The 24,003-nt window shown below is 63.0% G+C and carries 18 protein-coding genes; 1 reads left to right on the top strand and 17 read right to left on the bottom strand.

Annotation, left to right across the window (positions count from 1 at the left end; genetic code table 11):
* Nucleotides 1–25 precede the first annotated feature (25 nt).
* From urtD to urtA, 4 genes are all read right to left on the bottom strand, one after another.
* Nucleotides 26–886: an urea ABC transporter ATP-binding protein UrtD gene (urtD, locus tag JFT44_RS05850; RefSeq protein WP_057437511.1), complete on the bottom strand. Its 861-nt coding sequence runs from the start codon at nucleotides 884–886 to the stop codon at nucleotides 26–28.
* On the bottom strand, nucleotides 883–1,962 hold the full coding sequence (gene urtC, locus JFT44_RS05845) for an urea ABC transporter permease subunit UrtC (RefSeq protein ID WP_057437513.1): 1,080 nt from the start codon (nucleotides 1,960–1,962) through the stop codon (nucleotides 883–885). The genes urtD and urtC overlap by 4 nt, the downstream gene beginning before the upstream one ends.
* Nucleotides 1,962–3,464, bottom strand: coding sequence for an urea ABC transporter permease subunit UrtB (urtB, locus tag JFT44_RS05840; RefSeq protein WP_057958191.1), 1,503 nt, complete (start codon nucleotides 3,462–3,464; stop codon nucleotides 1,962–1,964). The genes urtC and urtB overlap by 1 nt, the downstream gene beginning before the upstream one ends.
* A gap of 84 nt (nucleotides 3,465–3,548) precedes the next feature.
* Nucleotides 3,549–4,814 carry an urea ABC transporter substrate-binding protein gene (gene urtA / locus JFT44_RS05835; RefSeq protein ID WP_057437515.1) on the bottom strand — a complete coding sequence of 422 codons (1,266 nt, stop codon included), beginning with the start codon at nucleotides 4,812–4,814 and terminating at the stop codon, nucleotides 3,549–3,551.
* A 301-nt stretch (nucleotides 4,815–5,115) separates the two neighbouring features.
* Here urtA and JFT44_RS05830 point away from each other — a divergent pair, with 301 nt between their 5' ends.
* Nucleotides 5,116–11,043, top strand: coding sequence for a DUF4329 domain-containing protein (locus JFT44_RS05830; protein ID WP_198830439.1), 5,928 nt, complete (start codon nucleotides 5,116–5,118; stop codon nucleotides 11,041–11,043).
* 52 nt (nucleotides 11,044–11,095) lie between these two features.
* Here the strand turns inward: JFT44_RS05830 and JFT44_RS05825 are convergent, their stop codons facing one another.
* The 13 genes from JFT44_RS05825 to cbiE all read right to left on the bottom strand — a co-directional run bounded on the left by JFT44_RS05825 (nucleotide 11,096) and on the right by cbiE (nucleotide 23,894).
* Nucleotides 11,096–12,106, bottom strand: a complete 1,011-nt coding sequence (locus JFT44_RS05825) for an iron ABC transporter permease (protein WP_169959872.1) — start codon at nucleotides 12,104–12,106, stop codon at nucleotides 11,096–11,098.
* Nucleotides 12,103–13,050: an ABC transporter substrate-binding protein gene (locus tag JFT44_RS05820; protein WP_170044487.1), complete on the bottom strand. Its 948-nt coding sequence runs from the start codon at nucleotides 13,048–13,050 to the stop codon at nucleotides 12,103–12,105. The genes JFT44_RS05825 and JFT44_RS05820 overlap by 4 nt, the downstream gene beginning before the upstream one ends.
* Nucleotides 13,047–13,835, bottom strand: coding sequence for an ABC transporter ATP-binding protein (locus tag JFT44_RS05815; protein ID WP_057437525.1), 789 nt, complete (start codon nucleotides 13,833–13,835; stop codon nucleotides 13,047–13,049). Before JFT44_RS05815 ends, JFT44_RS05820 begins: the two co-directional genes overlap by 4 nt.
* A 37-nt stretch (nucleotides 13,836–13,872) precedes the next feature.
* Entirely contained in the window at nucleotides 13,873–15,981 is a 2,109-nt protein-coding gene (locus tag JFT44_RS05810; protein WP_057958195.1) for a TonB-dependent siderophore receptor, read from the bottom strand.
* A 153-nt stretch (nucleotides 15,982–16,134) separates the two neighbouring features.
* Nucleotides 16,135–17,517: a PepSY domain-containing protein gene (locus tag JFT44_RS05805; RefSeq protein WP_198830438.1), complete on the bottom strand. Its 1,383-nt coding sequence runs from the start codon at nucleotides 17,515–17,517 to the stop codon at nucleotides 16,135–16,137.
* A gap of 94 nt (nucleotides 17,518–17,611) precedes the next feature.
* On the bottom strand, nucleotides 17,612–19,687 hold the full coding sequence (locus JFT44_RS05800; protein WP_198830437.1) for a TonB-dependent copper receptor: 2,076 nt from the start codon (nucleotides 19,685–19,687) through the stop codon (nucleotides 17,612–17,614).
* A gap of 93 nt (nucleotides 19,688–19,780) precedes the next feature.
* On the bottom strand, nucleotides 19,781–20,203 hold the full coding sequence (locus JFT44_RS05795) for a DUF2946 domain-containing protein (protein ID WP_128593122.1): 423 nt from the start codon (nucleotides 20,201–20,203) through the stop codon (nucleotides 19,781–19,783).
* Nucleotides 20,204–20,222: 19 nt separating this feature from the next.
* Entirely contained in the window at nucleotides 20,223–20,705 is a 483-nt protein-coding gene (locus JFT44_RS05790) for a copper chaperone PCu(A)C (RefSeq protein WP_057958199.1), read from the bottom strand.
* Nucleotides 20,706–20,750: 45 nt separating this feature from the next.
* Nucleotides 20,751–21,146: a DUF2946 domain-containing protein gene (locus JFT44_RS05785; RefSeq protein ID WP_057437532.1), complete on the bottom strand. Its 396-nt coding sequence runs from the start codon at nucleotides 21,144–21,146 to the stop codon at nucleotides 20,751–20,753.
* Nucleotides 21,147–21,248: 102 nt separating this feature from the next.
* Nucleotides 21,249–21,572 (bottom strand): DNA-binding protein, encoded by a 324-nt coding sequence (locus tag JFT44_RS05780; protein WP_057958200.1) that lies wholly within the window; start codon nucleotides 21,570–21,572, stop codon nucleotides 21,249–21,251.
* A gap of 5 nt (nucleotides 21,573–21,577) precedes the next feature.
* Nucleotides 21,578–21,910, bottom strand: a complete 333-nt coding sequence (locus tag JFT44_RS05775) for a type II toxin-antitoxin system RelE/ParE family toxin (RefSeq protein WP_057958201.1) — start codon at nucleotides 21,908–21,910, stop codon at nucleotides 21,578–21,580.
* A gap of 56 nt (nucleotides 21,911–21,966) precedes the next feature.
* A complete protein-coding gene (locus JFT44_RS05770; protein WP_198830436.1) occupies nucleotides 21,967–22,692 on the bottom strand; it encodes a cobalt-precorrin-6A reductase in 726 nt (241 codons plus the stop codon).
* Nucleotides 22,689–23,894: a precorrin-6y C5,15-methyltransferase (decarboxylating) subunit CbiE gene (cbiE, locus tag JFT44_RS05765; protein WP_198830435.1), complete on the bottom strand. Its 1,206-nt coding sequence runs from the start codon at nucleotides 23,892–23,894 to the stop codon at nucleotides 22,689–22,691. The genes JFT44_RS05770 and cbiE overlap by 4 nt, the downstream gene beginning before the upstream one ends.
* Between the last annotated feature and the right edge of the window lie 109 nt (nucleotides 23,895–24,003).

Below are 24,003 nucleotides of genomic sequence, written 5' to 3'. Positions count from 1 at the left end.
CTGTGGGAGCTGGCTTGCATCTGGCCTAGCGACCGAGGTACACCTCGATCACCCGCTCGTTTTCCTGCACCTGCTCCAGCGACCCTTCGGCCAGCACGCTGCCCTGGTGCAGCACCGTCACATGGTCGGCAATCGAGCCGACAAAGCCCATGTCGTGCTCCACCACCATCAGCGAATGCTTGCCCGCCAGGCGCTTGAACAGTTCGGCGGTGAACTCGGTCTCGGCGTCGGTCATGCCGGCCACGGGCTCGTCGAGCAGCAACAGTTGCGGGTCTTGCATCAGCAGCATGCCGATCTCCAGGAACTGCTTCTGGCCGTGGGACAGCAAACCGGCCGGGCGCTGTACCGACGTGGTCAGGCGAATAGTGTCGAGCACCTCCTCAATGCGGTCTTTCTGTTCACCGCTCAGACGCGCGCGCAGGCTGGCCCACACCGATTTGTCGGTCTTCTGTGCCAGCTCCAGGTTCTCGAACACGCTCAGGGCCTCGAACACCGTGGGCTTCTGGAACTTGCGGCCGATACCGGCCTGGGCGATCTGCACTTCGCTCATGCGCGTCAGGTCCAGGGTTTCACCGAACCACGCCTTGCCGTGGCTGGGGCGGGTCTTGCCGGTGATGACGTCCATCAGCGTGGTCTTCCCCGCGCCGTTGGGGCCGATGATGCAGCGCAATTCGCCGACGCCGATGTACAGGTTCAAGTCGTTGAGGGCCTTGAAACCATCGAAGCTGACGCTGATATCTTCCAGGGTCAGGATCGTGCCATGGCGGGTATTGAGGCCCTTGCCGGCGGCCTGGCCGAGGCCGATGGCGTCGCGGCTGGTGCCCTGGTCGCGGTTCGGTTCGATGATCGGTTCGAGCATGAACTGGTCGGTTGCCGTGACTCTCATTGTTCGCCCCTTTTCTTCAGCAGGCCGATGATGCCCTTGGGCAGGTACAGGGTGACGATAATGAACAGTGCCCCCAGGAAGAACAGCCAGTACTCCGGGAAGGCCACGGTGAACCAGCTCTTCATACCGTTGACCACGCCTGCACCCAGCAGTGGGCCGATCAGTGTGCCGCGCCCGCCCAGGGCCACCCATACGGCGGCTTCGATGGAGTTGGTCGGCGACATTTCGCTGGGGTTGATGATGCCCACTTGCGGCACGTACAGCGCCCCGGCGAGGCCGCACAGCACCGCGCTCAACACCCACACAAACAGCTTGAAGCCACGCGGGTCATAGCCGCAGAACATCAGACGGTTTTCCGCGTCGCGCAGGGCCGTCAGCACCCGCCCGAACTTGCTCCGGGCCAGGCGCCAGCCGATAAACAGGCTGCCCACCAACAGCAGCACCGTGGCCAGGAACAGCACCGCGCGGGTACCGGGCTCGGTGATACCGAAGCCCAGGATGCTGCGGAAGTTGGTAAAGCCGTTATTGCCGCCAAAGCCGGTCTCGTTGCGGAAAAACAACAGCATCCCGGCAAAGGTCAGGGCCTGGGTCATGATCGAGAAATACACGCCCTTGATCCGCGAGCGAAAGGCAAAAAAGCCGAACACCAGCGCCAGCAAACCCGGGGCCAACACCACCAGGCACAAGGCCCAGAGGAAGTGCTGGGTGCCGAGCCAATACCACGGCAGTTCGGTCCACGACAGGAAGGTCATGAACGCCGGCAACTCGCTGCCGGCGGCCTGGCGCATCAGGTACATGCCCATGGCATAACCGCCTAGGGCAAAAAACAGGCCGTGCCCCAGGGACAACATACCGGCGTAGCCCCACACCAGGTCCAGGGCCAGGGCGACGATGGCGTAGCAGAGGATCTTGCCCACCAGCGTCAGGGTGTAGGCCGAGACATGCAATGCGTTATCGGCAGGCAGCAGCGACAGCAGCGGCAACGCCAGCAGCACGGCGAGGATCACCACACCCACCGCGATCGTTACCTTGGGGCCGGCCTTTTGCGCGGCTGTAAGCATCAATGGCTGGTTCATCAGTCGATCACCCGTCCTTTCAGTGCGAAGAGTCCTTGCGGGCGTTTCTGGATAAACAGAATGATCAGCGCGAGGATCAGGATCTTGCCGAGTACGGCACCGATCTGCGGTTCGAGAATCTTGTTGGCGATCCCCAGGCCAAAGGCGGCCATGACGCTGCCGGCCAACTGGCCGACCCCGCCGAGCACCACCACCAGGAACGAGTCGATGATGTAGCTCTGGCCCAGGTCTGGGCCGACGTTGCCGATCTGGCTCAGGGCCACGCCACCTAAGCCGGCGATACCCGAGCCGAGGCCAAAGGCGAGCATGTCCACACGCCCGGTGGGCACGCCGCAGCAGGCGGCCATGTTGCGGTTCTGGGTCACGGCACGCACGTTGAGGCCCAGGCGGGTCTTGTTCAGCAGCAGCCAGGTCAGCACCACCACGCACAACGCAAAGCCGATGATCACGATGCGGTTGTACGGCAGCACCAGGTTGGGCAGCACCTGGATCCCGCCCGACAGCCAGGCCGGGTTGGCCACTTCGACGTTCTGTGCACCGAACAGCAGGCGCACCAGTTGGATCAGCATCAGGCTGATGCCCCAAGTGGCGAGCAAGGTTTCCAGGGGGCGGCCGTAGAGGTGACGGATCACCGTGCGTTCCAGGGCCATGCCGATGCCGGCGGTGACAAAAAACGCCACCGGCAGCGCGATCAACGGGTAGAACTCGATTGCCTGAGGCACGTAGCGCTGCATCAGCAACTGCACCACGTAGGTGGAGTAGGCACCGAGCATCAACATCTCGCCGTGGGCCATGTTGATCACCCCGAGCAAGCCGAAGGTGATCGCCAGGCCCAGGGCCGCCAGCAGCAGGATCGAACCCAGGGACATGCCGCTGAAGGCTTGCCCGAGGATCTCGCCCACCAGCAACTTGCGCTTGACCTGGGCCAGGCTGGTTTCGGCGGCGGTGTGCACCCCGGCATCGGTTTCCACGCCGGGCGCCAGCAAGGCTTCCAGGCGCGTGCGGGCGAGCGGGTCGCCGGTGCTGCCAAGCAGGCGCACGGCAGCCAGGCGCACGGCCGGATCGGGGTCGACCAGTTGCAGGTTGGCGAGGGCCAGGCTCAGGGCACTGTGGACGTCGTCGTCGGCTTCGCTGGCGAGTTGCTGGTCGAGGAATTTCAGTTGCGCAGGCTGCGCGCTTTTTTGCAGGGTCCGCGCAGCGGCCAGGCGCACCGTGGGATCGGCGGCGAGCAGTTGTTGGCTGGCCTGCACATTGTCGATCAGGCCGCGCAGGCGGTTGTTCAGGCGCACGGTCTTGGGTTCGCCGTTGACCGTGAGTTGGCCTTGTTGCAGGGCGTTGACCAACTCGATGCGCGCCGGGTCAGGCTGGGCGGCCCAGTCCTGCAACAGCTTGGCTTGTTGGCTCGGGTTGGCGGCGAGGAAGTCTTCGGCATCACCGGCGTGTGCGGCCAGGGGCAGCAACAGCAGGCAGGCCAGGAGGAAGCGGTGGAGGGCAGTGGGCATAAACAAATGTCCTGGTCATGCGCGGACTAGGTTTATGTGGGAGCGGCGATTCGACCTGCTCCCACATTTGATCTGTGGTGCGGTTTAGTTGCTCTTCACCGCGTGATCCGGCTTCTTGTCATTGCCAGGGATGTACGGGCTCCACGGCTGGGCACGGATCGGCCCTTCGGTCTGCCACACCACCGAGAACTGGCCGTCGGACTGGATCTCGCCAATCATCACCGGCTTATGCAGGTGGTGGTTGGTCTTGTCCATGGTCAGGGTGTAGCCCGACGGTGCCGCAAAAGTCTGGCCGGCCAGGGCTTCGCGCACCTTGTCGACGTCGGTGGACTTGGCTTTCTCAGCGGCCTGCGCCCACATATGGATGCCGACGTAGGTGGCTTCCATCGGGTCGTTGGTCACCGCTTTATCGGCGCCCGGCAGGTTGTGTTTCTTGGCGTAGGCTTTCCAGTCGGCGACGAACTTGGCGTTGACCGGGTTTTCTACCGACTGGAAGTAGTTCCACGCCGCCAGGTTGCCCACCAGCGGCTTGGTGTCGATGCCGCGCAGTTCTTCTTCGCCCACCGAGAACGCCACCACCGGCACCTCGGTCGCCTTCAGGCCCTGGTTGGCCAGCTCCTTGTAGAACGGCACGTTGGAGTCGCCATTGACCGTGGAGACCACGGCGGTCTTGCCGCCCGCCGAGAACTTTTTGATGTTGGCCACGATGGTCTGGTAATCGCTATGGCCGAACGGGGTGTAGACCTCTTCGATGTCCTTGTCGGCCACGCCTTTGGAGTGCAGGAACGCACGCAGGATCTTGTTGGTGGTGCGCGGGTACACGTAGTCGGTGCCCAGCAGGAAGAAACGCTTGGCGCTGCCGCCTTCTTCGCTCATCAGGTATTCCACCGCCGGGATCGCCTGCTGGTTCGGCGCGGCGCCGGTGTAGAACACGTTGGGCGACATCTCTTCGCCTTCGTATTGCACCGGGTAGAACAGCAGGCCGTTGAGTTCTTCGAACACCGGCAGCACCGATTTACGCGACACCGAGGTCCAGCAGCCGAACACCACCGCGACCTTGTCCTGCGTCAGCAACTGTCGGCCCTTCTCGGCGAACAGCGGCCAGTTGGAGGCCGGGTCGACCACCACCGCTTCGAGCATCTTGCCGTTCACTCCGCCCTTGGCGTTGATCTCGTCGATGGTCATCAGCGCCATGTCCTTGAGGGACGTTTCGGAAATGGCCATGGTCCCGGACAGCGAATGCAGGATGCCGACCTTGATGGTCTCGGCGGCCTGGACGGTCCAGGTCAGGCCCATGGCGGCAATGGATGCCGACAGAGTGAAAGCCTTGATCAAGCTGCGACGCTTCATGGTGCGATCTCCAGAACTGATTATTTTCATGAGGGCAGATAGGGGCATTGCTGGAGCGTTTGCAAAGGCTGTGCCTAGTGCCTGCACCGCGCGGCTGCAGGGGCTATCGACTGGGTGGGCAAGGCACGCTGCACCAAGTGAGGGCCTGTTTTGCATGCTGGTGCGTGACGCGCGCCCGAATAGGGCAGGGCGCGACGGCAGATAACTATCTAGCGCCCCCTGCCTGGCCGCAGCGGTGATTATTTGGCTGGTTGTGTGGCCAGCGTCTGGCCACAGCGATTATCCAATTGGAGGGGATGTCATGGAGCGACCTAAACGCGGCTGGTTCGGGGGCGGTTTGCAGTCAGATGCGGTGCTGCCGCCAGTGGGGCCGGCCTTTGCCAGCATGGATGATGCGGCTCGTTATGCTCATCAGCAGATTGGTCGGCGGCGGGATGTGGAGTACGGCGGAGTGATTCTGGAGAGCCTGGCGGATGGTTACTTTCATTCCACCGAGCCCATCGCCGGGGAGCGCAATAGTTTCGATCACTGGAAGGTACTGAAAGTCGACAGCAATGGGCAGTACCTGGCCCCGGAAGGCTATCGGTGTGTGGCCGACTACCACTCTCACCCCGATCTGTTCGATGAGTTCGAAGCCAATAATCCGCAGTTTTCCGATCGTCAGGTCCGGGCGCTGAACGGCTTTTTTTCGGACATTGATCTGGCCATCAATATTCTGGAGCGCGGTTTTTTCTCTGCGTCCTATCTGTCCGCTCCCGACGGGGCGCTGCTCAAGCATGTCACCAGCGGCTCGGAAGAGGAGCGCCGTTTCGGGGTCTGGCTTGATCAAAAGCTGCACTTCAATCATGAGGACGGGATCCCCGACAACAAACCGGAAAGCCTTATCAAGAAGGTGCTCAGTGTCAGCCAACTGTCCTTTGTGGTGTCCAGTCCCTTGTGGGGCGGTTCGGTGGGCACCGTTCCCAAGCAGTGGCAGGCGTATTCACCCTTTGCCTCACACACCTACGACCTGCCTGCCTGCGGGCCTGTCCAGGCGGGACTGACGGCTGCGTTGGCGGTGCTGCAGGCGCGCAGCCCCCAGCGGACACGGCCGGTGTTTATCCTCAAGCACGTCGACAAAGAAGACTATGTGCTGAGCGAACCCCAGGCCGATGGCGCACCGGCGCTGTCGGTTCAACAGCTCTTCCCGCGCACCCCGGATGGCAAGCGCGTGGTGCACGACCATTTTCATTGGGTCGGGGTCTATCTGGGAAAAAACCCGACGCCAGTGCGGCTCGCCGCCCTGGAACCCTGGCTGTACCGTAACTTCTTTACTCCGCTTGAGCTGGCGACCCAGCTTTATCAGGGGCACCAGGCCACGGATTTACTGGGGCCGGGGCGCCAGCTGTGGTTCTATCGCAACCTCAACGATGGCGCGTTGTTGCGATACACCTGTGGGTTTTCGGCGGCTGAGACGGAGCTTTTTCGCGTCGAGCCCAGCGGGCGGGTGGTGGATAACCAGATTGATTCGGCGCTGCTTGCCGGCACGTTGCGGCCGCGGGATTTTGTGCTGCGCGTGGCAGCGGCCGGGCATTTGGCGGTGATCCGGGCAGGGAAGATCTGGGACAAGGTTGGCCCGGTCGATGGGCACTGGCGTGCTTGTTCGTTGATTCCCAAGCCCGTCTTGAGCCCGCCTTTTGCCACGGCCGACGATGCTGCCCGCTGGGCCCACAATCGGATCGGCGAGCGGCGTGACAAGGAGTATGGCGGCGCGGTACTGAAACAGGGCGGGCGTTATTTCGCCACTGAGCCGGTGGCCGGTGCGTCCATTCAGTTTGATTTCCGCACCATGATGGCCACCGACGAGCATGACTACTTCATTGCACCGTCGCCCTATGACTGCCACGCCTTCTACCATTCGCATCCGGCAGGCTCCGCTGGGGAACAACAGCTGCACGAACAGTTTTCCGCCGACCAGGTCAGGGTGTTTATCAGCTTTTTCTCGTCGGCCGACCAGGCGTTTATCATCGGTAACCGCGAGTTCGCCCCGGCCCACTATCTCTCGGGGCCGGAGGGCTCTTTGCTCAAGTACATGAGCAGCGGCTCGGCAGCGGAGCAGAAGCTGCTCAAGCAACTGACCGGCGAGCTGGAGATCGAGCCATTCACTGACTTTGAAGGGGCCATCTGGGGCTTTGCGGATGTTGGAGACCTGCGGGTGGTTTTGCCCGATCGTGTCTGGGGCGGTGCTCGCGGTCGGATATCCAGAGGCTGGCGTCTCGGCAACCCGGTCGCCCCCGCCGGCAGTGTGCAGGAACAGCCGTTCTTTACGCCGGTCGCCGGCATGGGGCATGTGGCGGCGCTGATCGCCCTGAATAATCTCGACTCGCTGCCGCCTGCTGCATACCAGGGGTTTGTCCTCAAGCATCAGACCCGCTCGTCGTATGTCGCGACGTTACCGGTGGCGGCGGGCTCGACCCTGGCAAGCCTGTTCCCGACCCGCGCTGACGGTCAGCCGAAATTGCTCTCTAACTATCGGGTGGTCGGCGTCTACCGGAACGCACCGTGCTTCGAGCCCGGGCAATTGCCGGCCAGCGAAGCCTGGTTGTACAAGCGCTTTGCCAGCCCGGCGCTGTGGGTGGACGCCATGACTCAGGCCATCGCCACCTTCGGCCTGCAAATCGCCGGACTGGGGTTCAAGCTGTATCTGCAGACCGCCGACAACGCGCTGCTGCATTGGCAGGTGCCGAGTGCGCAGACCGCCAACGAACTGTTCAGCGTGGCGGGCCAGGCAGTCACCGACAACGGCAACCAGGCCGCCTTGCGCGATGGCTCGCTGACCCCGCGCGAGTTCGTGCGCCGGGTTATCCGTGCTGGCGAGTTGGTGGTGCTTCAGCAGGGCGGGTTGTGGAACGTCCTGGGGCCGATGCATGACCTTGAGCAACTGCCGTTGGGCTCGGGCGCCATGGTGCTCAGTGCCTCGTTCCTGACGGCCGATGACGCCGCACGCCATGCCCACGAGAAGATCGGCTTTCGCCGTGGGACCGCCCTGGGTGGCTACCTCCTCAAGAAGACCGACGGGCGGTTTGTGTTCACTGATCCGGTGAGCATCCACGGTGACGGCTTTGCCTCCGACCTGCTGCTGCCGACACAGGGCAGTGGCTTGCTGGTGCCCCCGGCGGGTTATGAAATTCATGCCCGCTACGCCTCCCATGCGGCTTTGTCCTTGAGTGACCTGGGGCGCCAGCGGCGTCTTGGCTGGACCCTTGCCGACCTGGAGGTGAATATCACGATGTTCTCGGACAGGGAGATCCGCTCGGTGATCGAATCCCGGCAGCCGGCCTATCTGAGCGGGTCGCCGAACAACCTGATCGGCTACACCCCCAGTGGCTCGGCCAATGAATTGCTGGTGCTCAACAACACCACCCGCGAGCCGGGCCAGCATGGGTATTTCGAACGGTTGGAAAGCGGCAAGCTCAAGCCGGTGGACATTGTCAGCCGCCTGGCGGAGGCGGGCAATCTGCAGGTGCTGATTCGCAGCCAGTTGTGGGGGCCGCGTGGCAAGGTCTACAACGACTGGACGCCCAACTTCGAGTACGCCGAAGTGGATCTGCAAGCCCCGGCGTTTGGTGCGATTTTCAACAGCCAGGACGCGGCGGCACTCAACGCCCACGTTCGCTGGTACGGCAGGAACCTGGATGCCCAGGGAGGGGCGGCCTACATCCTCAAACACCCGCAACGCGATGAATTCGTGGTCAGTGAACTGTTGCCGGTCAAGCCGGACGGGCGTTGGTTGAGTGATTCCACCCGAGGCGCCGGGTATCTGGCCGGTGGCGATTTCGCCAAGGGGTTTGTCCTGGTGGGCCTGCTGTATTCACAGCAATGGCTGCCCGTGGGGCTATCCACGACAGAGGCCTGGCTGACGAGTTTTTTTGTCACGCCCGAGGTGTTGTTGCGTGCTGAAGAGGATGCCCGGAATTTACCGCGGTCTTCCACCACTCCCGTGCTGCCGGTGTATTTTTCGACGTTGGACGGGGCCTTGTTGCGGTATCAGCCCCAGGCTTCGTCATTGCTCAAGCAGAGTAGTGGCGGGGACGGTGTGACGATCCAGGGCATGAGCCTGCGCAATGGCTCCCTGGATACCCGCCGCTATATTTCGCTGATTGCCAAGGCCGGAGACTTGCGGGTGTTGTACAGCAGCCAGTGCTGGGACCGACGGGGCCCGGTGAGCGAAAACGCTGTGTTATGGCGGCCCTATAGGAACTTTATCCGTCGTCGCCTGGGGCCGGCTTTCCAGGAGCAGGATGATGCGGTGCGGCATGTGCGCTCGCAGCTGAGCAATCACGATAACGGAGGGATGGGGGGGGTGATCCTCAAACGCCCTGACGGCCTGTTCGTGGCGACCGAACCGTTGAGGGTGCCTCGGGAAGATTTCGATCCCAAGTGGATCCTGCCGGATGAAGTGGTCGCCTCCGGGGGCTTTCCGGCGGGGCACACGATTGTCGCGCGCTACCGCACCAGCCCGGTGCGGGAGTTGCCGTTTGCTCTGGAGGTCACGCAAAAAAACGTCTATCGCAACATGCTCTCCACCCGGGTGATCAGTTCATCGTTGCAGTCCCCGGACACGCGCCTGACCCGTGAGTATCTATTGGGCAGTGACGGCTGTGTGCTCAGTTACACCCGAAGCCATACAGTCCTGGAGGATGAGCTGAAAAAGGCCTTGCTGCCGTTGAAGCTCGAACGGGCGGAACTGTTGGATAACCTTGTCGAGCGCCAGATGCGCGATGGCACGCTGACCCCGGTCGAGTTTGTTTCCCGGTTGGGCCAGGCCGGTGTATTGCGGGTCGTGGAGGGGAGCCAGGTGTGGGGTCTGCCCCGCAGGATCAGCACCCCGTTCATTGCCAACCTCGACCGACCTGAGCCGTTATTGATCAGGAACTCGCTGGCCGATCCGCCGTTCAGCCCGGTCTTCACTCAGGAACAGGATGCCGTGCGCTATGCCCATGAGCACTGCAGGCACGGCGAAAGCCTGCAGTTCGGCTACATCTTCAAGTCGCACAGATCGGGGCATTACATGGTCAGTCTGCCGCTGGTGCGCCAGAGCTATCGCGACTACAACCAGGTTTTCCCCCAGGGCCTGTTTCCCCAGGGCTATACGCTCGAAGGTTTCTACCTCTGTGCTACCCGGGAGGTTCTGACAGCGGAGGATGACCCGTTGCATCAGGCGTTCTTTCTGCCCTCGGATATTGATACGGGGATACGCTTCTCCATTCACGGGCTCAAGGACAAAAAACTAACGTTTTACCTGTCGTGCCTGGACGGCGCGCTGCTCAGGTATCAGTACCTTGGCACTGATGAGCAACTGGACACCCTGAGCACGCTACAGACCCTGCGTTTGCAGCTACTGCAGGGGGGCGCCCGCATGCTCGACTACGTGCGCAGCCTGATTGCCCGAGGCAATCTGGATATATTGATCGAGGGCCGTGTCTGGTCCGGCACTGTGCGGGTCGCCGCCGATTGGCGACCCGGTACGGGGGAAGGCTTTTTTGCAACCTGGCAGGCTTGTGGCCCGCTCTTTTCCCTTGCCGACGATGCAGCGCGCTCTATCCATCGCAGGCTCGCGCCGTATCGGGGGCGGGAGTACCTGGCCGCCGTATTGGGTAACCCCACGCGCACCTCGTTTGTCGGCACGCAACCATTGGCGGCCGGGCTCGATACGGCGCAGCAACTGGCACTTTTCTACACGGGGCCCGACGGGCCGGTACAGCCTCTGGTACAGCCGGTGGGCCGCCCGGTGCCGTTACCCGTGTTCCCATCGCGCTATGAAGTGGTCGCTGCCCAGCTTGTCTATAAAAGCATGCCGTCTACTCAAAGCAGTGATCCCAAGGAACAGAGGCTGATCAACAACTTTGTCGGCCCGACCCTCCTCGGATTCTATCTGCGCGTGGTACGTGCCCATGCGCAACGGCCAGCCAGCGTTTATCTGTCGGTTCGCGAAGGGGCGCTCCTCAAATACATCCCGAGTTTTTCCAGGATGGAAGAGGAAGTCATGGTGTTGGGCACCGGTCTTCAGCCCAGTGTCTTCTTGAAACGCGTGACCAGTAGCGGCGAGCTTTTTGTACTGGAGCGGGATGCCTTATGGCGGTACGAGGGACGCCTGTCAGACGCTCAGGTCGATACCCGCGACGACACGCAAACCGAAGAAATCCAGATGGATGAAGCGTTGAGGATACGCGACCGCGATGAGTTGTAAGGGCGAGGGTCAACCTGCCGATACGCCGCCGGTCGATGAGTGTTGAGGAGGCCTAGCGCCTGCGCATCAGGCCAATAAAAAACAGCCCGCCAATCGCCGCCGTGGCCACGCCTATCGGCAGGTCTTCGGGGGCGATCAGGGTGCGCGCGGCGACGTCCACCCAGACCAGGAACAGGCTGCCCACCAGCACGCACACCGGCAATAAGCGCCGGTGCTCGGCGCCCACCAGGCGCCGGGCGATATGCGGCACCATCAGCCCGACAAAGCCGATAGAGCCGCTGATCGACACCAGTACGCCGGTCATCAGCGAGGCAATCAAAAACACCCGCAGCCGTACCGTGCGGGCATTCAGGCCCAGGGTCACGGCGGTCTGCTCGCCGGCCATCAGCGCGTTCAGTGGGCGGGCCATGCCCAGCAGCAACAGCAGGCCCAACAGCACGGTGGCGCTGGGAATCGCCAGCAGTTCCCAGCGTGCCAGGCCGAGGCCGCCGAGCATCCAGAACATCACCGCCGACGCGGCGCGATGGTCGCCCATGAACAGCAGCAGATTGGCCGCCGCCATCATCACAAACGACACCGCCACGCCGCACAGCAACAGGCGATCACTTTCTAGCCGGCCGTTGCGACTGGCTACCGCCAGCACCACCAGCATGCTCAGCAAGGCGCCGATAAAGGCGGCGATGGGCAGGGTCAGCAGGCCGATGATCTGGCCGACATGCAGCACCACAATCACTGCGCCCAGAGTTGCGCCCGAGGTCACGCCCAACAGGTGCGGGTCGGCCAGCGGGTTGCGGGTGACTGCCTGCAAGACCGCGCCGATCAGCGCCAGCCCGGCGCCCACCAGTGCCCCAAGCACCATGCGCGGCACGCGGATCAGCCAGACGATATGCTCCTGGCCCACCGACCAATCCACTTCGCCGATCCCCAGGGCCTTGTACAACAGAATCCGCCACACCACGTCCACCGGCACCCGCGCCGAGCCGAAGCCCAGCGAGACCACACAGGACACCAGCAGCACCGCACCCAGGGCGGCGAGCAGCAGGGCATAGCGGCGCTCGATCATTGGCCGTGGAACCCCTTGGCCAGGGTTTCCACCGCCAGCACATTGTCGATGCCCGGCGTGGCCTGCACGTAGGGGATCACGATAAAGCGTCGCTGCTTGATCGCATCCACCGATTGCAGGGCCCGGTTATCCAACAGGAACTGGATTTTCTGCTCGGCAGTGATTTCGCTGTAGTCGACGATCACGATCACCTGGGGGTTACGCTCGACGACGGTCTCCCAGTTGACCCGGGTCCAGCTGGCATCCACATCGTCGAGGATATTGCGCCCGCCGGCGGCCGCGATCAGCGCCTGGGGCATGCCCAGGCGGCCGGAGGTCATGGCGCGGTCTTCGCCGCTGTCGTAGAGAAATACCCGTGGCTGTTCGGCGGGCAGGGTTTTCTGCACGGCGCCGACCTGGGCCTGCATCCGGGCGATCAGGGCATTGGCGCGGTCCTGCACGTCGAAGATCCGGCCCAGGTTGCGCAGGTCGTTATAGGTGTCGTCCAGGGTCGCAGCCGGGCGCTTCATCACGAATGCGCACGACTCGGTCAATTCCAGCACGTTGATGCCCAACGGTTGCAGGGTTTGCGGGGTGAGATCGCCACCGACGCGCATGCCGTAGTCCCAGCCGGCGAAGAAGAAATCCACGTTGGCATTGAGCAGGGTTTCCACCGACGGATACTTGGCCGCCAGCTCCGGCAGGCCGTCGAGAAGGGTGGCCATTTGCGGGGTCACCGCCTTCCAGCCGGTCACGCCGCTGTAGCCGACCATGCGCGATTTGAGGCCCAGGGCGAGCATCATCTGGGTCATGTTGATGTCGTGGCTGACCGCGTGTTCAGGGGCTTGATTGAAGGTTACCTCGCGGTTGCAGCTCTGGATCTTCAACGGGTAGCGGGTGGCTTCGGCAAAGGCCTGGGTCGCACCGCACAGCAGGGTAAGGCACAGCAGGGAACGCAGGATCATGGTTGGGTTATCCAGGTGATTCGTGGGTAGCCGGACAAAGGGTGGGTGTCGATCAAGGCATCAACCCCGAACACCTCACGCAGCAGCTCGACGGTCAGTACTTGGTGGGGCGTGCCGCTGGCGACGATGCGGCCATGGTTGATCACGTACAGGCGATCACAGAAGGCCGCGGCCAGGTTCAGGTCGTGGATGCTGGCCAGGGTGCCGATCTGCAGGCGCTTGACCAGCTTGAGCAGCTCCAGTTGGTAGCGCGGGTCGAGGTGGTTGGTCGGCTCGTCGAGGATCAGCAGTTGCGGTTGCTGGGCCAGGGCGCGGGCGAGGATCACGCGCTGCTTTTCACCGCCGGACAGGGTGGCGAAGGCATGGTCTTCAAAGCCCAGCAGGCCGACGGACTCGAGGGCCTGTTGAATCAATTGGCGGTCGTGCAGGGTATCGCTGTCGAACAGCCCTTTGTGCGGAGTGCGGCCCATGGCGACCACTTCATCGACCCGCAGGCCGAAGGCATCGGGGAATTCCTGCAGCACCACGGCGATGCGCTGGGCGCACCAGCGCGAGGATTGCTTCCACACGTTCTGGTGATCGAGGTGCACTTCGCCCTGCTCGGGTTTGCTGAAGCGGTAGGCGCAGCGCAACAGGCTGGTCTTGCCGCTGCCATTGGGCCCGATCAACCCGACAAACTCCCCGGCACCCACCTGCAGGCTGGCATCACGCAGATGGAACTGGTGATGGCAGTGGCCATGCCCCAGGGGGGACCAGGCGAGGTGGTGAAGGTTGAGTGTGGGCATCAAATATCTCAAGTCAAACAGCGATCCGGGGTGGGGGTCAGAAGGTGTAGTCCGCCGTCACGAAGAACGAGCGCGGCTCCCCCAGAATCCATTGCTGGCCGTCATTGTATTGGCTTACGGCATAGGTGCGGTCGAACAGGTTATTCAATTGCAGGCCCAATGTCGTGTTGCGCAGGGCTTTCCACGAAACAGTGGCGTCGACCACGGTGTAGCTGGGCAGCTCATTGCGGTTGGCCATGTCGGCGTAACGCGCATCCACATAACGCACGCCGGCCCCGGCACGGATGTCGTCGGTCACGGCCTTGCTGAGCCACAGGTTGGCGGTGCGGCGCGGCACGTCCACCGGGCGATTGCCGTCGCGCGAAACCTGCACGCCGCCGACGTCCTGCTGGAAGTCGTCGTACTGCGCCCGCACGATGGCCGCATTGGCCTGCAGTTGCCAGGCGTGGGGCAGTTGCAGGTCGAGGCTGGCCTCCAGGCCGTCGGAGGATTGCTGGCCCACCTGCTGTTTGAACTGCGGGTTGCCCGGTACATCGGTCAGCAGTTTCTTTTTGACGATATGGTAGGCCGCCAGGGTCCACTCGCCGCGCTGGTCCCAGAAGGCTTGCTTGATGCCGATTTCCGTCTGTTTGGCGGTGGACAGGTCGAACGCCTGTTGGCTTGAACTCAGGGAGATCAGGCCGCCGACCCCATCGGTGCTGGTGGCGTACTGGCCGTAGACCGAGGTGTCCGGGGTGAGGGTAAACACCAGGCCGGCCTTCCAGTTGTTGCCGGTGAGGGTCTTGTCGTTGCGTTCACCGCTGCGCAGTTCATCGCGGTCCAGGTGCACGTAGTCGCGACGGATGCCGGTGATCAGCGAGAGCCGGTCAGTCAGTTGCAGGCGGTTTTCCGCAAAGCCCGCGAACTGCTTGGTGGTGGTGGCGAACAGCGGCAGGAACGGGGTGGCACTTTCAAACGGTGCCTGGGCCGGGTGTTTCAGGTCAATGGGCTGGCCGTCGGTCACTGCATCCGTAAACGGATAGTTGCTGGCCAGGCGGAAGCGGATGCGGTTGTATTCCACGCCGGTCACGGTCTGGCTGTCGAGGCCAAACAGGGTGTGTTTGAAGGTAAAGGTCTGGCGGTCGCCGACCTGTTCCTGGTTGTGCTTGATGCCGTAGAAGCCGCTGCGGGTCAGTTGCCCGGCACTGAAATTGTAGTTCTCGGCGTTCTGCCAGCGGCGCTGGGCCTTGAGGTAGTACAGCTCGTTGCGCGCGCTGACGCTGTCGTTGATCTGCCACTCGCTGCTCAGGCGGGTCCACTGGTCGTTGTAATGCTGGGTGTCGTTGCTGACGTTGTAGTTCTTGTCACGCAGGCCCTTGTGCAAGTGGCCGTTGAGCAGTGGTGTGCCGAAGTAGTTCTGCGGGCGCTGGTCGCCGTAGTCGTGGGCCAGGGTGAAGCTCAGGTTGTCGGCAGCCTGCCAGCGCAGGGCGCCGCTGGCAAAATCGCTGGCCGAGTCGCCACGGTCGATAAAGCCATGGCTGCGCAGGCGATTGAGGTTCAGGCGATAGCTCAGGGTGTCGGTCAGCGAGCCGCCACTGTCCAGGGCCTGTTGCTGGCGATCATAGGAACCGTAGCCGAGACGGATGTGGTTTTCGATCTCGCCCTCAAAGGGCTTTTTCGCGACGGTATTGACCACCGCGCCGGTGGCACCTTCGCCATACAGCACCGATGCCGGGCCGCGCAGCACGTCCACGCGCTCGACGGCCCAGGTGTCGACCGGGAAGGTCGAGGTGCCCATGCCGTTGTACAGGCGGTTGCCGTCATACAGTTGCATCACTGAGCCCTGGCCGGCAAAACCCCGGGCCTGCAGGGAGGTGCCGCCGTCGCCCGGGGTGCCGGTGCGGCTGATGCCGGTGGCGCGGGAGATGGCGTCCTGCACACTGGCGTCAGCGCGTTCGCGGATCTGCTCGCCGGTCTGGCTTTCGACACTGCCTGGGGTTTGCAAGGCGCTGAGGCCCAGGCGCGAACCGGCGGTGGTCGGGGTGTTGAGGTCGACCGGTGCGCTGTCCACCGCCGGGGCGGTCACGGGGCTGACGGGCAGGGTCAGGGCCTGGGCACTGTTGTGCAAGGCAAGCAGGCACAGGCCGCTGGCAAGGTACTTGTTCATCGGGCGGCAGATCGCTTCTTCGAGACGGTACTCGCCGCTGGGCGCGGCGAGTGGGGACAGTGCAATAAGTGTTATAAGTTAACACTTCTTACGTGGAGGATGAAAGCCCGCGTAAGACTACATAACGCCTCTATGTAGGGCATCTCGCCTACCTCATGCAGAAGATGAGGCCGATTCACGTTGCTTGAACAGGCGTGACAAGACCAGCCGATCCAATACCCAGACCACGATCAGCGAGGCGCCGACCAGCGGGAAAACAATCGCCAGGGCGAGCATGATCACCATCGCGGTTTTCCACTTCGGCAAGTCATGGCGCAACGGCGGAACCCCCAGGCCACCCTGTGGCCGGCGCTTCCACCAGATCACCAGGCCGCTGACCGAACTCAGCAGAATCATCAGGCACACCAGCAGCACAATGATCTGGTTGACCACGCCGAACATCTTGCCCTCGTGCAGCATCACCCCGGACTCGGTGACCCGCGCTACGGTGTTGTAGTGCTCCCAGCGCACATCGGCCAGGACCTTGCCGGTGTATTGGTCGACATGCAGGGTCGCATCATTGCGCGGGTCGTTGGCGAACACCGCGATGGTGAACACTCCCGTGGCTGTGGTGGGGAACGTGATGCTGTAGCCCGGCTCGACCTGGCGTGCGGTGGCCAGGTCCACCAGCTGCTGCAGGCTGATTGTCGGGGCGGCAGGACCGTGGTGCATGCCGCCGTGCTGCATGTGCTCGGCATGCTCGCCGGACATCGGCATGGGGGTGTTTTCCATGGCCCAGGGCACGGTCTGTTGCGTGGCGGTATTGAGGCTGCGGGCTTGCTGGTCGGATTGCGGCACGTCGTTCCACATGGCGGCCGGGAAGCGGTTCCAAAGGTCGGCGTATTGCTTGCCCCAGAAGCCGGTCCAGGTCAGGCCGCTGAGGATCATCAGCAGCAGGAACGCCGCGCCCCAAAACCCGGTGACCGCGTGCAGGTCGCGCCAGAACAGGCGCCCGCGACTGCCCAGGCGTGGCCACAGGATCCCGGCGGCCGATCGGCCGCGCGGCCACCACAGGTACAGGCCGGACACCACCAGCATCACACCCCAGCCCGCCGCGAGTTCGATCAGGCGGTCGCCAGTGGTGCCGATCATCAACTCGCCATGCAGGGCACGCACGATGGCTTGCAGGTTGTAGGTCGCGTCCTGCTCCCCGAGCACGTTGCCGCGATAGGGGTCGACGAACACTGTCAGTTCGTGGCCGGCGTTGTGCAGGACAAATTGCGCGCTGCTGCTGGCGTCCACAGGTGGCAGGTATTTGCTGAGGGCGGCTTGGGGGTAGGCGGCCTTGGCGCGCTGCAATTGCTCGTCGGCGCTGAGGACATGCGCGGCGGGCTCGACCTTGAGCAGGTCGCCATACATCAACGGGTCCAGCTGGGGTTTGAACAGGTAGATGATGCCGGTCACTGCCAGCAACACCATGAAGGGCGCGACAAACAGCCCGGCGTAGAAATGCCAGCGCCAGGCCAGGTTGTAGAAGGAAATCTTTGGCGGGTTCATCAGGGTGCTCCGCAAGGTTTTTTATTTATAGGTAGGTCTGGAGGTACGGGCCTGTGTAGGAGCGAGCAAGCTCGCTCCTACACAAAGCCACCTGTTAGAAGCTCATATCCACCTTGGTCCAGAGCGTGCGCCCTGGTTCATTGATGGCTTGCGGGTCGTTGGCCGGGTAGCCGAAGCCAGCGTTGCCGGCCAGGTTCAAGTGTTCGGCATAGGCCTTGCCAAACAGGTTGTCGACGCCGGTGCTGACCTTGAAGTTCTTGTTGATGCGGTACGCCGCATTGAGGGAGAACACGCCAAAGCCACCGCTCTTGGCGAAGTCCTTGCCGACCACGTTGCCCTTGTTCTGGTCGATGCGGTTTTGTGCCGCCACCACGCGCCACAAGGCGCCGGCGCTCCAGTCGTCTTCGCTGTAGGTCAGGCCGAAGCGCGCGTCCAATGGCGGCATTTGTGGCAGGGCCTTGCCGTCACTGCTGTTTTTGCCCCAGGCGTAGGCCAGGGTGGCATCGGCTTTCCAATTGGCCGTCAGCTTGTAGGCTGCGCCCAATTCACCGCCCATGATCCGCGCGTCGATGTTCTGCGCCTGGGAGGTCATGCCCATCATCCCCGGGGTGTAGTTGAACAGGATGTAGTCGCGCACCTGGCCGACATACCCGGAGGCCCAGGCTTCCAAGTCAGCGGTTTTGTATTGCAGGCCGAAGTCCAGTTGGGTGGTTTTCTCTGGTTTGACTGCATCAAAGGCATTCAGCGAACCCGCTGGGCCTTTGCCGGGGGAGAACAGCTCCCAGTAGTCCGGGAAGCGTTCGGCGTGGCCGAGGCCGGCGTAGAGGGTCGTCGGGCTGTCGGCCAAGTCATGTTCATAACGTACGAAACCGGACGGCAGAGTGTCGGCGCGGGTATCGCCGGCGGTCGGGTTGGCGCGGCTCATCATGCCGCTGCCGGTGCGCTGGCGGTAATCCTTGGCCGAGGCGCGATCCAGGCGGGCGCCAGTGATCAGCCGGTCATTGTCGGCGGCGTACCAGGTCAACTCGCCAAACACCCCGTAGTTATGGAAGTCGGCGTCCTTGTTGCGCGGCAGGTTCTTGTAGGTGTCGACCCCGGCGCTGCTGCGCTGGCGATGTTCGTTGGTCTGTGCGTCGATACCGCTGATCAGTTGCACATCGGCCCAGTGCCAGGTGGCCTTGATCCGCGCGCCGAGGGTACGGCGGTCGACGTTGGAAGCCATGGGTCCGGCCATCATCCCGGTGCCCGACGGCGTGCGCAGGCTGTAGTTGTCCATCACGTGGTCGGCGTAGTTGTAGTAGACCTGCGCTTCGACCTTGTCCAGCACCTCGCCGATGTTGGATTTCTCGAAACGCAGGCCGAGGCTTTCGCGCAGGAACTGCGAGCCGTCCATGCCGCGCCCGGCGTAACGCGCTTCGCCATCGCCACGGCCGGCGGTGAGCTCCAGCAGGGTGTCGGCGTCCGGGGTCCAGCCGAGGGCGACGTCGCCGTTCCATTTGTCGTAGCGCGAGGCGACGGTGTCGTTGTTGCCGTCCTTGTAATCGTCGGAGTGAGCCTGGTTGCCGATCACGCGAATGTAGCCCAGTGAACCGCCGGCGGCGGCATCCACGACTTTGTCGAAGCGACCGTTGGAGCCGGCGAGGATGCTCGCATTGACTCGGGTGCCCAACTCGCCGAACTGCTCCGGCTCACGGTCGAACAGCACCGTACCGGCCGAGGCGCCCGGGCCCCAGAGCACGGTTTGCGGGCCTTTGATCACGGTCAGCTTGTCGTAGGTTTCCGGCGAGATATAGGAGGTGGGTGCGTCCATGCGGCCAGGGCAGGCGCCGAGCATCATGCTGCCGTTGGTGAGGATATTCAGGCGCGAGCCGAACATGCCGCGCAGCACCGGGTCGCCATTGGTGCCGCCATTGCGCACCAGGGCAAAGCCGGGGATGGTCTTGAGGTAGTCACCGCCATCACTGGCCGGCACTGGCTGGCGCGGGTTCTTGGGGTTGGTGACGATGGTCAGGGGGGAGCTGGGGGCGACGCCGGTAATCACTGTCGGGCTCAGCTCATTGTGGTGCTCGGCGTGTTCGTCGGCATACGCCTGTGGCGCCAACAGTGCGCCGCACAAAACGGCGAGCACAGGGGTACGTCCCATACGGGTGTCAGCAGGAAACCTGGACATAAAAATTCCATCAAGCAGTCGTAAACAACACGGCCAGCAGCCTGCGGCTGTCTGTGTGAAGGCGGCCGTGCGAAGTTGTGTGTTATTGGCGGTCTACGACTGGCTGGGCGGGGCGCGGCTGCGGGCGCCGGGGAAAATGCTCTGCCGGGCATGGCCCAGGCGCGGTGCGGGGATCAGGCCAGTGGCCGGCGGCGGGCTGCCGAGGGCCACGAATGACACGCTGCCAGGCAGGGCCGGGCAACTGAACAACAGGCTGCAATAGCCGCATTTCTCCCACATCACGTGGTCGGCGGCGGGGGCCTTGGTGTGCTCGGCCGGGTGCTGGGGCGCGGCATGGCAGGTGTCGTCCATGGACATCTGCATGGACATGCCGGCGTGATGATCCATCGGCATCGCTTGGGAAATCAGCGGTCCGATAAAGATCATCAGCATGGCGAACAGGCTGATCCAACTGCCGCCCGCCAACCTCAAAGGCTGGCGGCGGCGCGTGGTCGACCTGTTGGCGCGAGCACCCATGGGGAGCGGCCTGGGCTGGTTAATGGGCGTGCTTGTGCCCGTGCTCGGCCATCGGCGGTACTTTTTGCACCGAGACTTGCACTTTTACCGGCCCGGCCTTTTCGAAGTTCAAGGTCAGCGGGAAGTGCTGGCCGTCGCGCAACTGGCTGCGATCTTTAAGATCCAGGAGCATCACGTGATAGGCCATCGGCGCAAAGGTCAGCTCGCCCTTGGACGGCACGGCCACGCTGGGCACCTGCTGCATCTTCATCAGGTCGCCGTGCATCACATGCTCGTGCAGCTCGGCCTTGGCCGCCACTGGGGTGTCGACACTGAGCAAGCGGTCCGGGGCTTCACCCTGGTTATGGATCACAAAGTAGGCGGCTACCGTCGGCGCATTGGGCGGCAATTCCTGTGACCAGGGGTCGCTCACCAGCAGGTCGCCGGCCTTGTAGTCATCGGCATTGGCAGCACTGAACACAGGCAGCAGCAAGGCCGCCAGAAGCAGGGAAGATTTGAGCATGGCAGTTCTCCAGAACGATTCAAACGCAGTTCAATTGCGAAGTGATCAAACGGTAGGAGAGGCGCGGGGGCTGAGGCTCGGCCATTGCTGGCGCGGAGTCGGGGCTTGCAGGGCAGGCGATGGCAGGCCAGGCGCCGGGTCGATTCGTGTGAGATACAACTGCGGCACATGCCCCGGCAGCGCCACCAACGGCGCCGAGCCCGAACAGCACCAGCAATGCTGCATGCTGGAATGTTCGTCCTGCTGCGGCGCCGGTATATCCAGCGTGCCCAGGGACATCGCCACCAGCTTGCTGCCATTGGACGAACAGAAACTGCCCCACAGCAATTGCTCGGCAGGGCTTTTACCCTGTTGCATTGCCCCGGCCAATGGCATGGCAAACGCATTGAACAGCACTGCAAGGCAGGCGATCCAGGCAAATGCAAAGCGTTGACGGGCCATGGCGGACAATCCGTAGGGTTAAGCGATCAAGTGGGTATTTAGCCTGATCGGGGGGCATAAGTAAAAGTTGCTGGTGTGGTTTGGTGTCGCAGTGATGTCAGGTTATGCGACGGGAACGCCATGAACCTGCATATCGACCCCAAGTCCCTTTCGGAGTACCGCAAAGATTGCAGCCAGGTTATCCATGCTTGGGTTGCCATGAGCCGAAAGCATACGATGCAAGCTTTTGCTCGGTTTGGCCGTCTCCTTCGCCAAACTCTCAAAACCGACAGTGGCGTTGACCAGGTCGCGCAGAATGATGCGGGATAATTCTGGTTCGCCGTTGAGAAATAGCGTAGCAGCCTCGTCGAGAAGTGCCTGGGCAAACTCTGGGTCGCGCTGGGCGGCTTCGGCAATCGTAAGTTTATAACTACGGGTAAGTGCCATGCTGGCTACCTCTTTTGTTCCAGTTTTTTGTCGCGTTGATAATCGCGGATCAGCGACTTTGCAGTTTTGATATCTTTTTTCTGACTGGATTTGTCACCGCCGCCGAACAGGATGATGAGTCGCAGGCCCTCCCGTACCAAATAAATTCGATACCCCGGGCCCCAGTCGATCCGATACTCGCCCATTCCATCGAACCACTTGATATTGCTGGTGTTGCCCATTTCCAGCCGAAGCAATGATGTTGATACTTTAAGGCGTGCCTGGACACTCAGGGATAGAAACCATTGTTTGAATGGGCTGGTTTGGCCGCTGCGTTTATATTCTTCGATCTCAATCATCGCCCGCCTCGAAGGTAACAAATAGGTTACTTGTCAAGCAAGCGGGCGATCCTGACTTATTGAGTGAAACTTGCCAACGCTGTGAGTGTTTCTTGGGGCGTCAAAAACTCCCGATCCACCCCCGCCAACACCGGCCGCTGCAAAACCACCACCGGTATGCCGCGCTCGCGGGCCACCTCCAGCTTGGGTTCGGTGGCGCTGCTGCCGCTGTTCTTGCTGATCAGCACATCAATCCGCCGTCGTTCGAACAACGCCCGTTCATCCTCGATCAAAAACGGCCCACGGGCGCCGATCACTTCGCAGCGTTCGTTGCCGGGGTAGACGTCCAGTACGCGCAAGGTCCAGAACTGCCCGGCGGGGATTTCATCGAGGTGTTGCAGTGGTTCGCGGCCGAGGGTGAACAGTGGGCGCTGGAAGGGTTTCAATGCCTCGATCAGTTCGCTCCAGTCACTGACTTCACGCCAGTCATCACCCGGTTGTGGCTGCCAGGCGGGACGGCGCAGGGCCCAGCAGGGGATCGTGCACAAGCGCGCGGCCTGGGCGGCGTTGGCGCTGATTTGTGCGGCGTAGGGATGGGTGGCGTCCAGCAGCAGGTCGATGCCCTGTTCGCGAATAAACTGCGCCAAGCCCTCGGCACCGCCGTAACCACCGACGCGCACCTGGCACCTCAGGTCAGTGGGCACCCGGCCAATCCCGGCCAGGCTGTAGATATGCTGGGGCCCCAGGGTGCGGGCGATGGCCAGGGCTTCCGTCACGCCGCCCAGCAGCAGGATGCGCTTCATAGCGGCTTGAGCACTTCAAGCAAGGTGATGGGCAGCGCCTGGCGCCAGGTATCGAAGTCGCCCAGGGGCTGGGCCTGGGCCACGTGGATGCGGGTCAACTCGCCGCCGTGTTGCGCGCGCCAGGCCATCAGGGTCATTTCGCTTTGCAGGGTCACGGCATTGGCCACCAGCCGCCCACCGGGGCGCAGGTGTTGCCAGCAGGTGTCGAGCACGCCGTCGCGGGTCACGCCGCCACCGATGAAAATCGCATCAGGCGCTTCCAGCCCTGCCAGGGCCTGGGGCGCGCTGCCGCGAATCAATTGCAGGCCAGGCACGCCGAGGGCATCGCGGTTATGTTCGATCAGTTGCTGGCGGCCGGCGTCGGCTTCAATCGCCAGGGCGCGGCAGCTGGGATGGGCGCGCATCCACTCGATGCCGATGGAGCCGCTGCCGGCGCCGACGTCCCACAGCAATTCGCCAGGGGTGGGGGCGAGGCGCGCGAGGGTCATCGCCCGCACATCGCGCTTGGTCAGTTGGCCGTCATGCTTGAACGCTGAGTCCGGCAGGCCGGCCAGGCGCGACAGGCGTGGGGTATTGGCGTCGGCGAGGCAGTCGATGGCGACCAGGTTCAGCGCGGCAATGGCTGGGTCTTGCCAGCTTTCGGCGTGGCCATCGATACGCCGTTCGGCCGCGCCACCGAGGTGTTCAAACACACTCAGGCGGCTCGGGCCAAACCCGCTGGCGCGCAGCAACGCGGCGATGGCCGTCGGGCTCTGGCCGTCGTTGCTCAACACCAGCAAGCGCACGCCGCTGGCCAGATGAGCATTGAGCGCGGCCACCGGGCGGGCGACCACCGACAGTGTCACCACGTCCTGCAACGGCCAGCCCAGGCGCGCCGCCGCCAGTGACACCGACGAAGGCGCCGGCAGGATCAACAGCTCATCCGCCGCCACTTGCCGCGCCAGGCTGGCGCCGACGCCGTAGAACATCGGGTCGCCACTGGCCAGTACGCACACCGGTTCAAAGCGCCGTGCCAGCAACGGCTCCAGGGAAAACGGGCGGGGCCACAGCTCGCGTTCGCCGCGGATGCACACCGGCAGCAAATCCAGCTGGCGCTGGCCGCCAATGATACGAGAGGCGCGCAACAGAGCATGCCGGGCATTCCTGCCCAGGCCCTTGAAGCCATCTTCACCAATGCCTACTACTGTCAGCCAGGGCGACATATTGATTCCTTGAACGACATCCGACGGGCAGGCTTTTCATGCTGCCGGACAAAGCAGGCATAATACCGCGCCTTTACCCGTGAACCGGTAGCCCCCGTGAAGCCACTTC

Source organism: Pseudomonas sp. MF5691 (assembly GCF_016405645.1).
In the GTDB taxonomy this organism is placed as follows: domain Bacteria; phylum Pseudomonadota; class Gammaproteobacteria; order Pseudomonadales; family Pseudomonadaceae; genus Aquipseudomonas; species Aquipseudomonas shahriarae.
The sequence above is the reverse complement of the archived record's forward strand: the minus strand, read 5'-3'. Positions and strand labels throughout refer to the sequence as shown.

What these genes read in the sequence shown, in the direction of transcription:
- urtD (WP_057437511.1), bottom strand. Translation starts at nt 886, where the DNA reads ATGAGAGTCACGGCAACCGACCAGTTCATGCTCGAACCGATCATCGAA.
- urtC (WP_057437513.1), bottom strand. Translation starts at nt 1,962, where the DNA reads ATGAACCAGCCATTGATGCTTACAGCCGCGCAAAAGGCCGGCCCCAAG.
- urtB (WP_057958191.1), bottom strand. Translation starts at nt 3,464, where the DNA reads ATGCCCACTGCCCTCCACCGCTTCCTCCTGGCCTGCCTGCTGTTGCTG.
- urtA (WP_057437515.1), bottom strand. Translation starts at nt 4,814, where the DNA reads ATGAAGCGTCGCAGCTTGATCAAGGCTTTCACTCTGTCGGCATCCATT.
- JFT44_RS05830 (WP_198830439.1), top strand. Translation starts at nt 5,116, where the DNA reads ATGGAGCGACCTAAACGCGGCTGGTTCGGGGGCGGTTTGCAGTCAGAT.
- JFT44_RS05825 (WP_169959872.1), bottom strand. Translation starts at nt 12,106, where the DNA reads ATGATCGAGCGCCGCTATGCCCTGCTGCTCGCCGCCCTGGGTGCGGTG.
- JFT44_RS05820 (WP_170044487.1), bottom strand. Translation starts at nt 13,050, where the DNA reads ATGATCCTGCGTTCCCTGCTGTGCCTTACCCTGCTGTGCGGTGCGACC.
- JFT44_RS05815 (WP_057437525.1), bottom strand. Translation starts at nt 13,835, where the DNA reads ATGCCCACACTCAACCTTCACCACCTCGCCTGGTCCCCCCTGGGGCAT.
- JFT44_RS05810 (WP_057958195.1), bottom strand. Translation starts at nt 15,981, where the DNA reads ATGAACAAGTACCTTGCCAGCGGCCTGTGCCTGCTTGCCTTGCACAAC.
- JFT44_RS05805 (WP_198830438.1), bottom strand. Translation starts at nt 17,517, where the DNA reads ATGAACCCGCCAAAGATTTCCTTCTACAACCTGGCCTGGCGCTGGCAT.
- JFT44_RS05800 (WP_198830437.1), bottom strand. Translation starts at nt 19,687, where the DNA reads ATGTCCAGGTTTCCTGCTGACACCCGTATGGGACGTACCCCTGTGCTC.
- JFT44_RS05795 (WP_128593122.1), bottom strand. Translation starts at nt 20,203, where the DNA reads ATGGGTGCTCGCGCCAACAGGTCGACCACGCGCCGCCGCCAGCCTTTG.
- JFT44_RS05790 (WP_057958199.1), bottom strand. Translation starts at nt 20,705, where the DNA reads ATGCTCAAATCTTCCCTGCTTCTGGCGGCCTTGCTGCTGCCTGTGTTC.
- JFT44_RS05785 (WP_057437532.1), bottom strand. Translation starts at nt 21,146, where the DNA reads ATGGCCCGTCAACGCTTTGCATTTGCCTGGATCGCCTGCCTTGCAGTG.
- JFT44_RS05780 (WP_057958200.1), bottom strand. Translation starts at nt 21,572, where the DNA reads ATGGCACTTACCCGTAGTTATAAACTTACGATTGCCGAAGCCGCCCAG.
- JFT44_RS05775 (WP_057958201.1), bottom strand. Translation starts at nt 21,910, where the DNA reads ATGATTGAGATCGAAGAATATAAACGCAGCGGCCAAACCAGCCCATTC.
- JFT44_RS05770 (WP_198830436.1), bottom strand. Translation starts at nt 22,692, where the DNA reads ATGAAGCGCATCCTGCTGCTGGGCGGCGTGACGGAAGCCCTGGCCATC.
- cbiE (WP_198830435.1), bottom strand. Translation starts at nt 23,894, where the DNA reads ATGTCGCCCTGGCTGACAGTAGTAGGCATTGGTGAAGATGGCTTCAAG.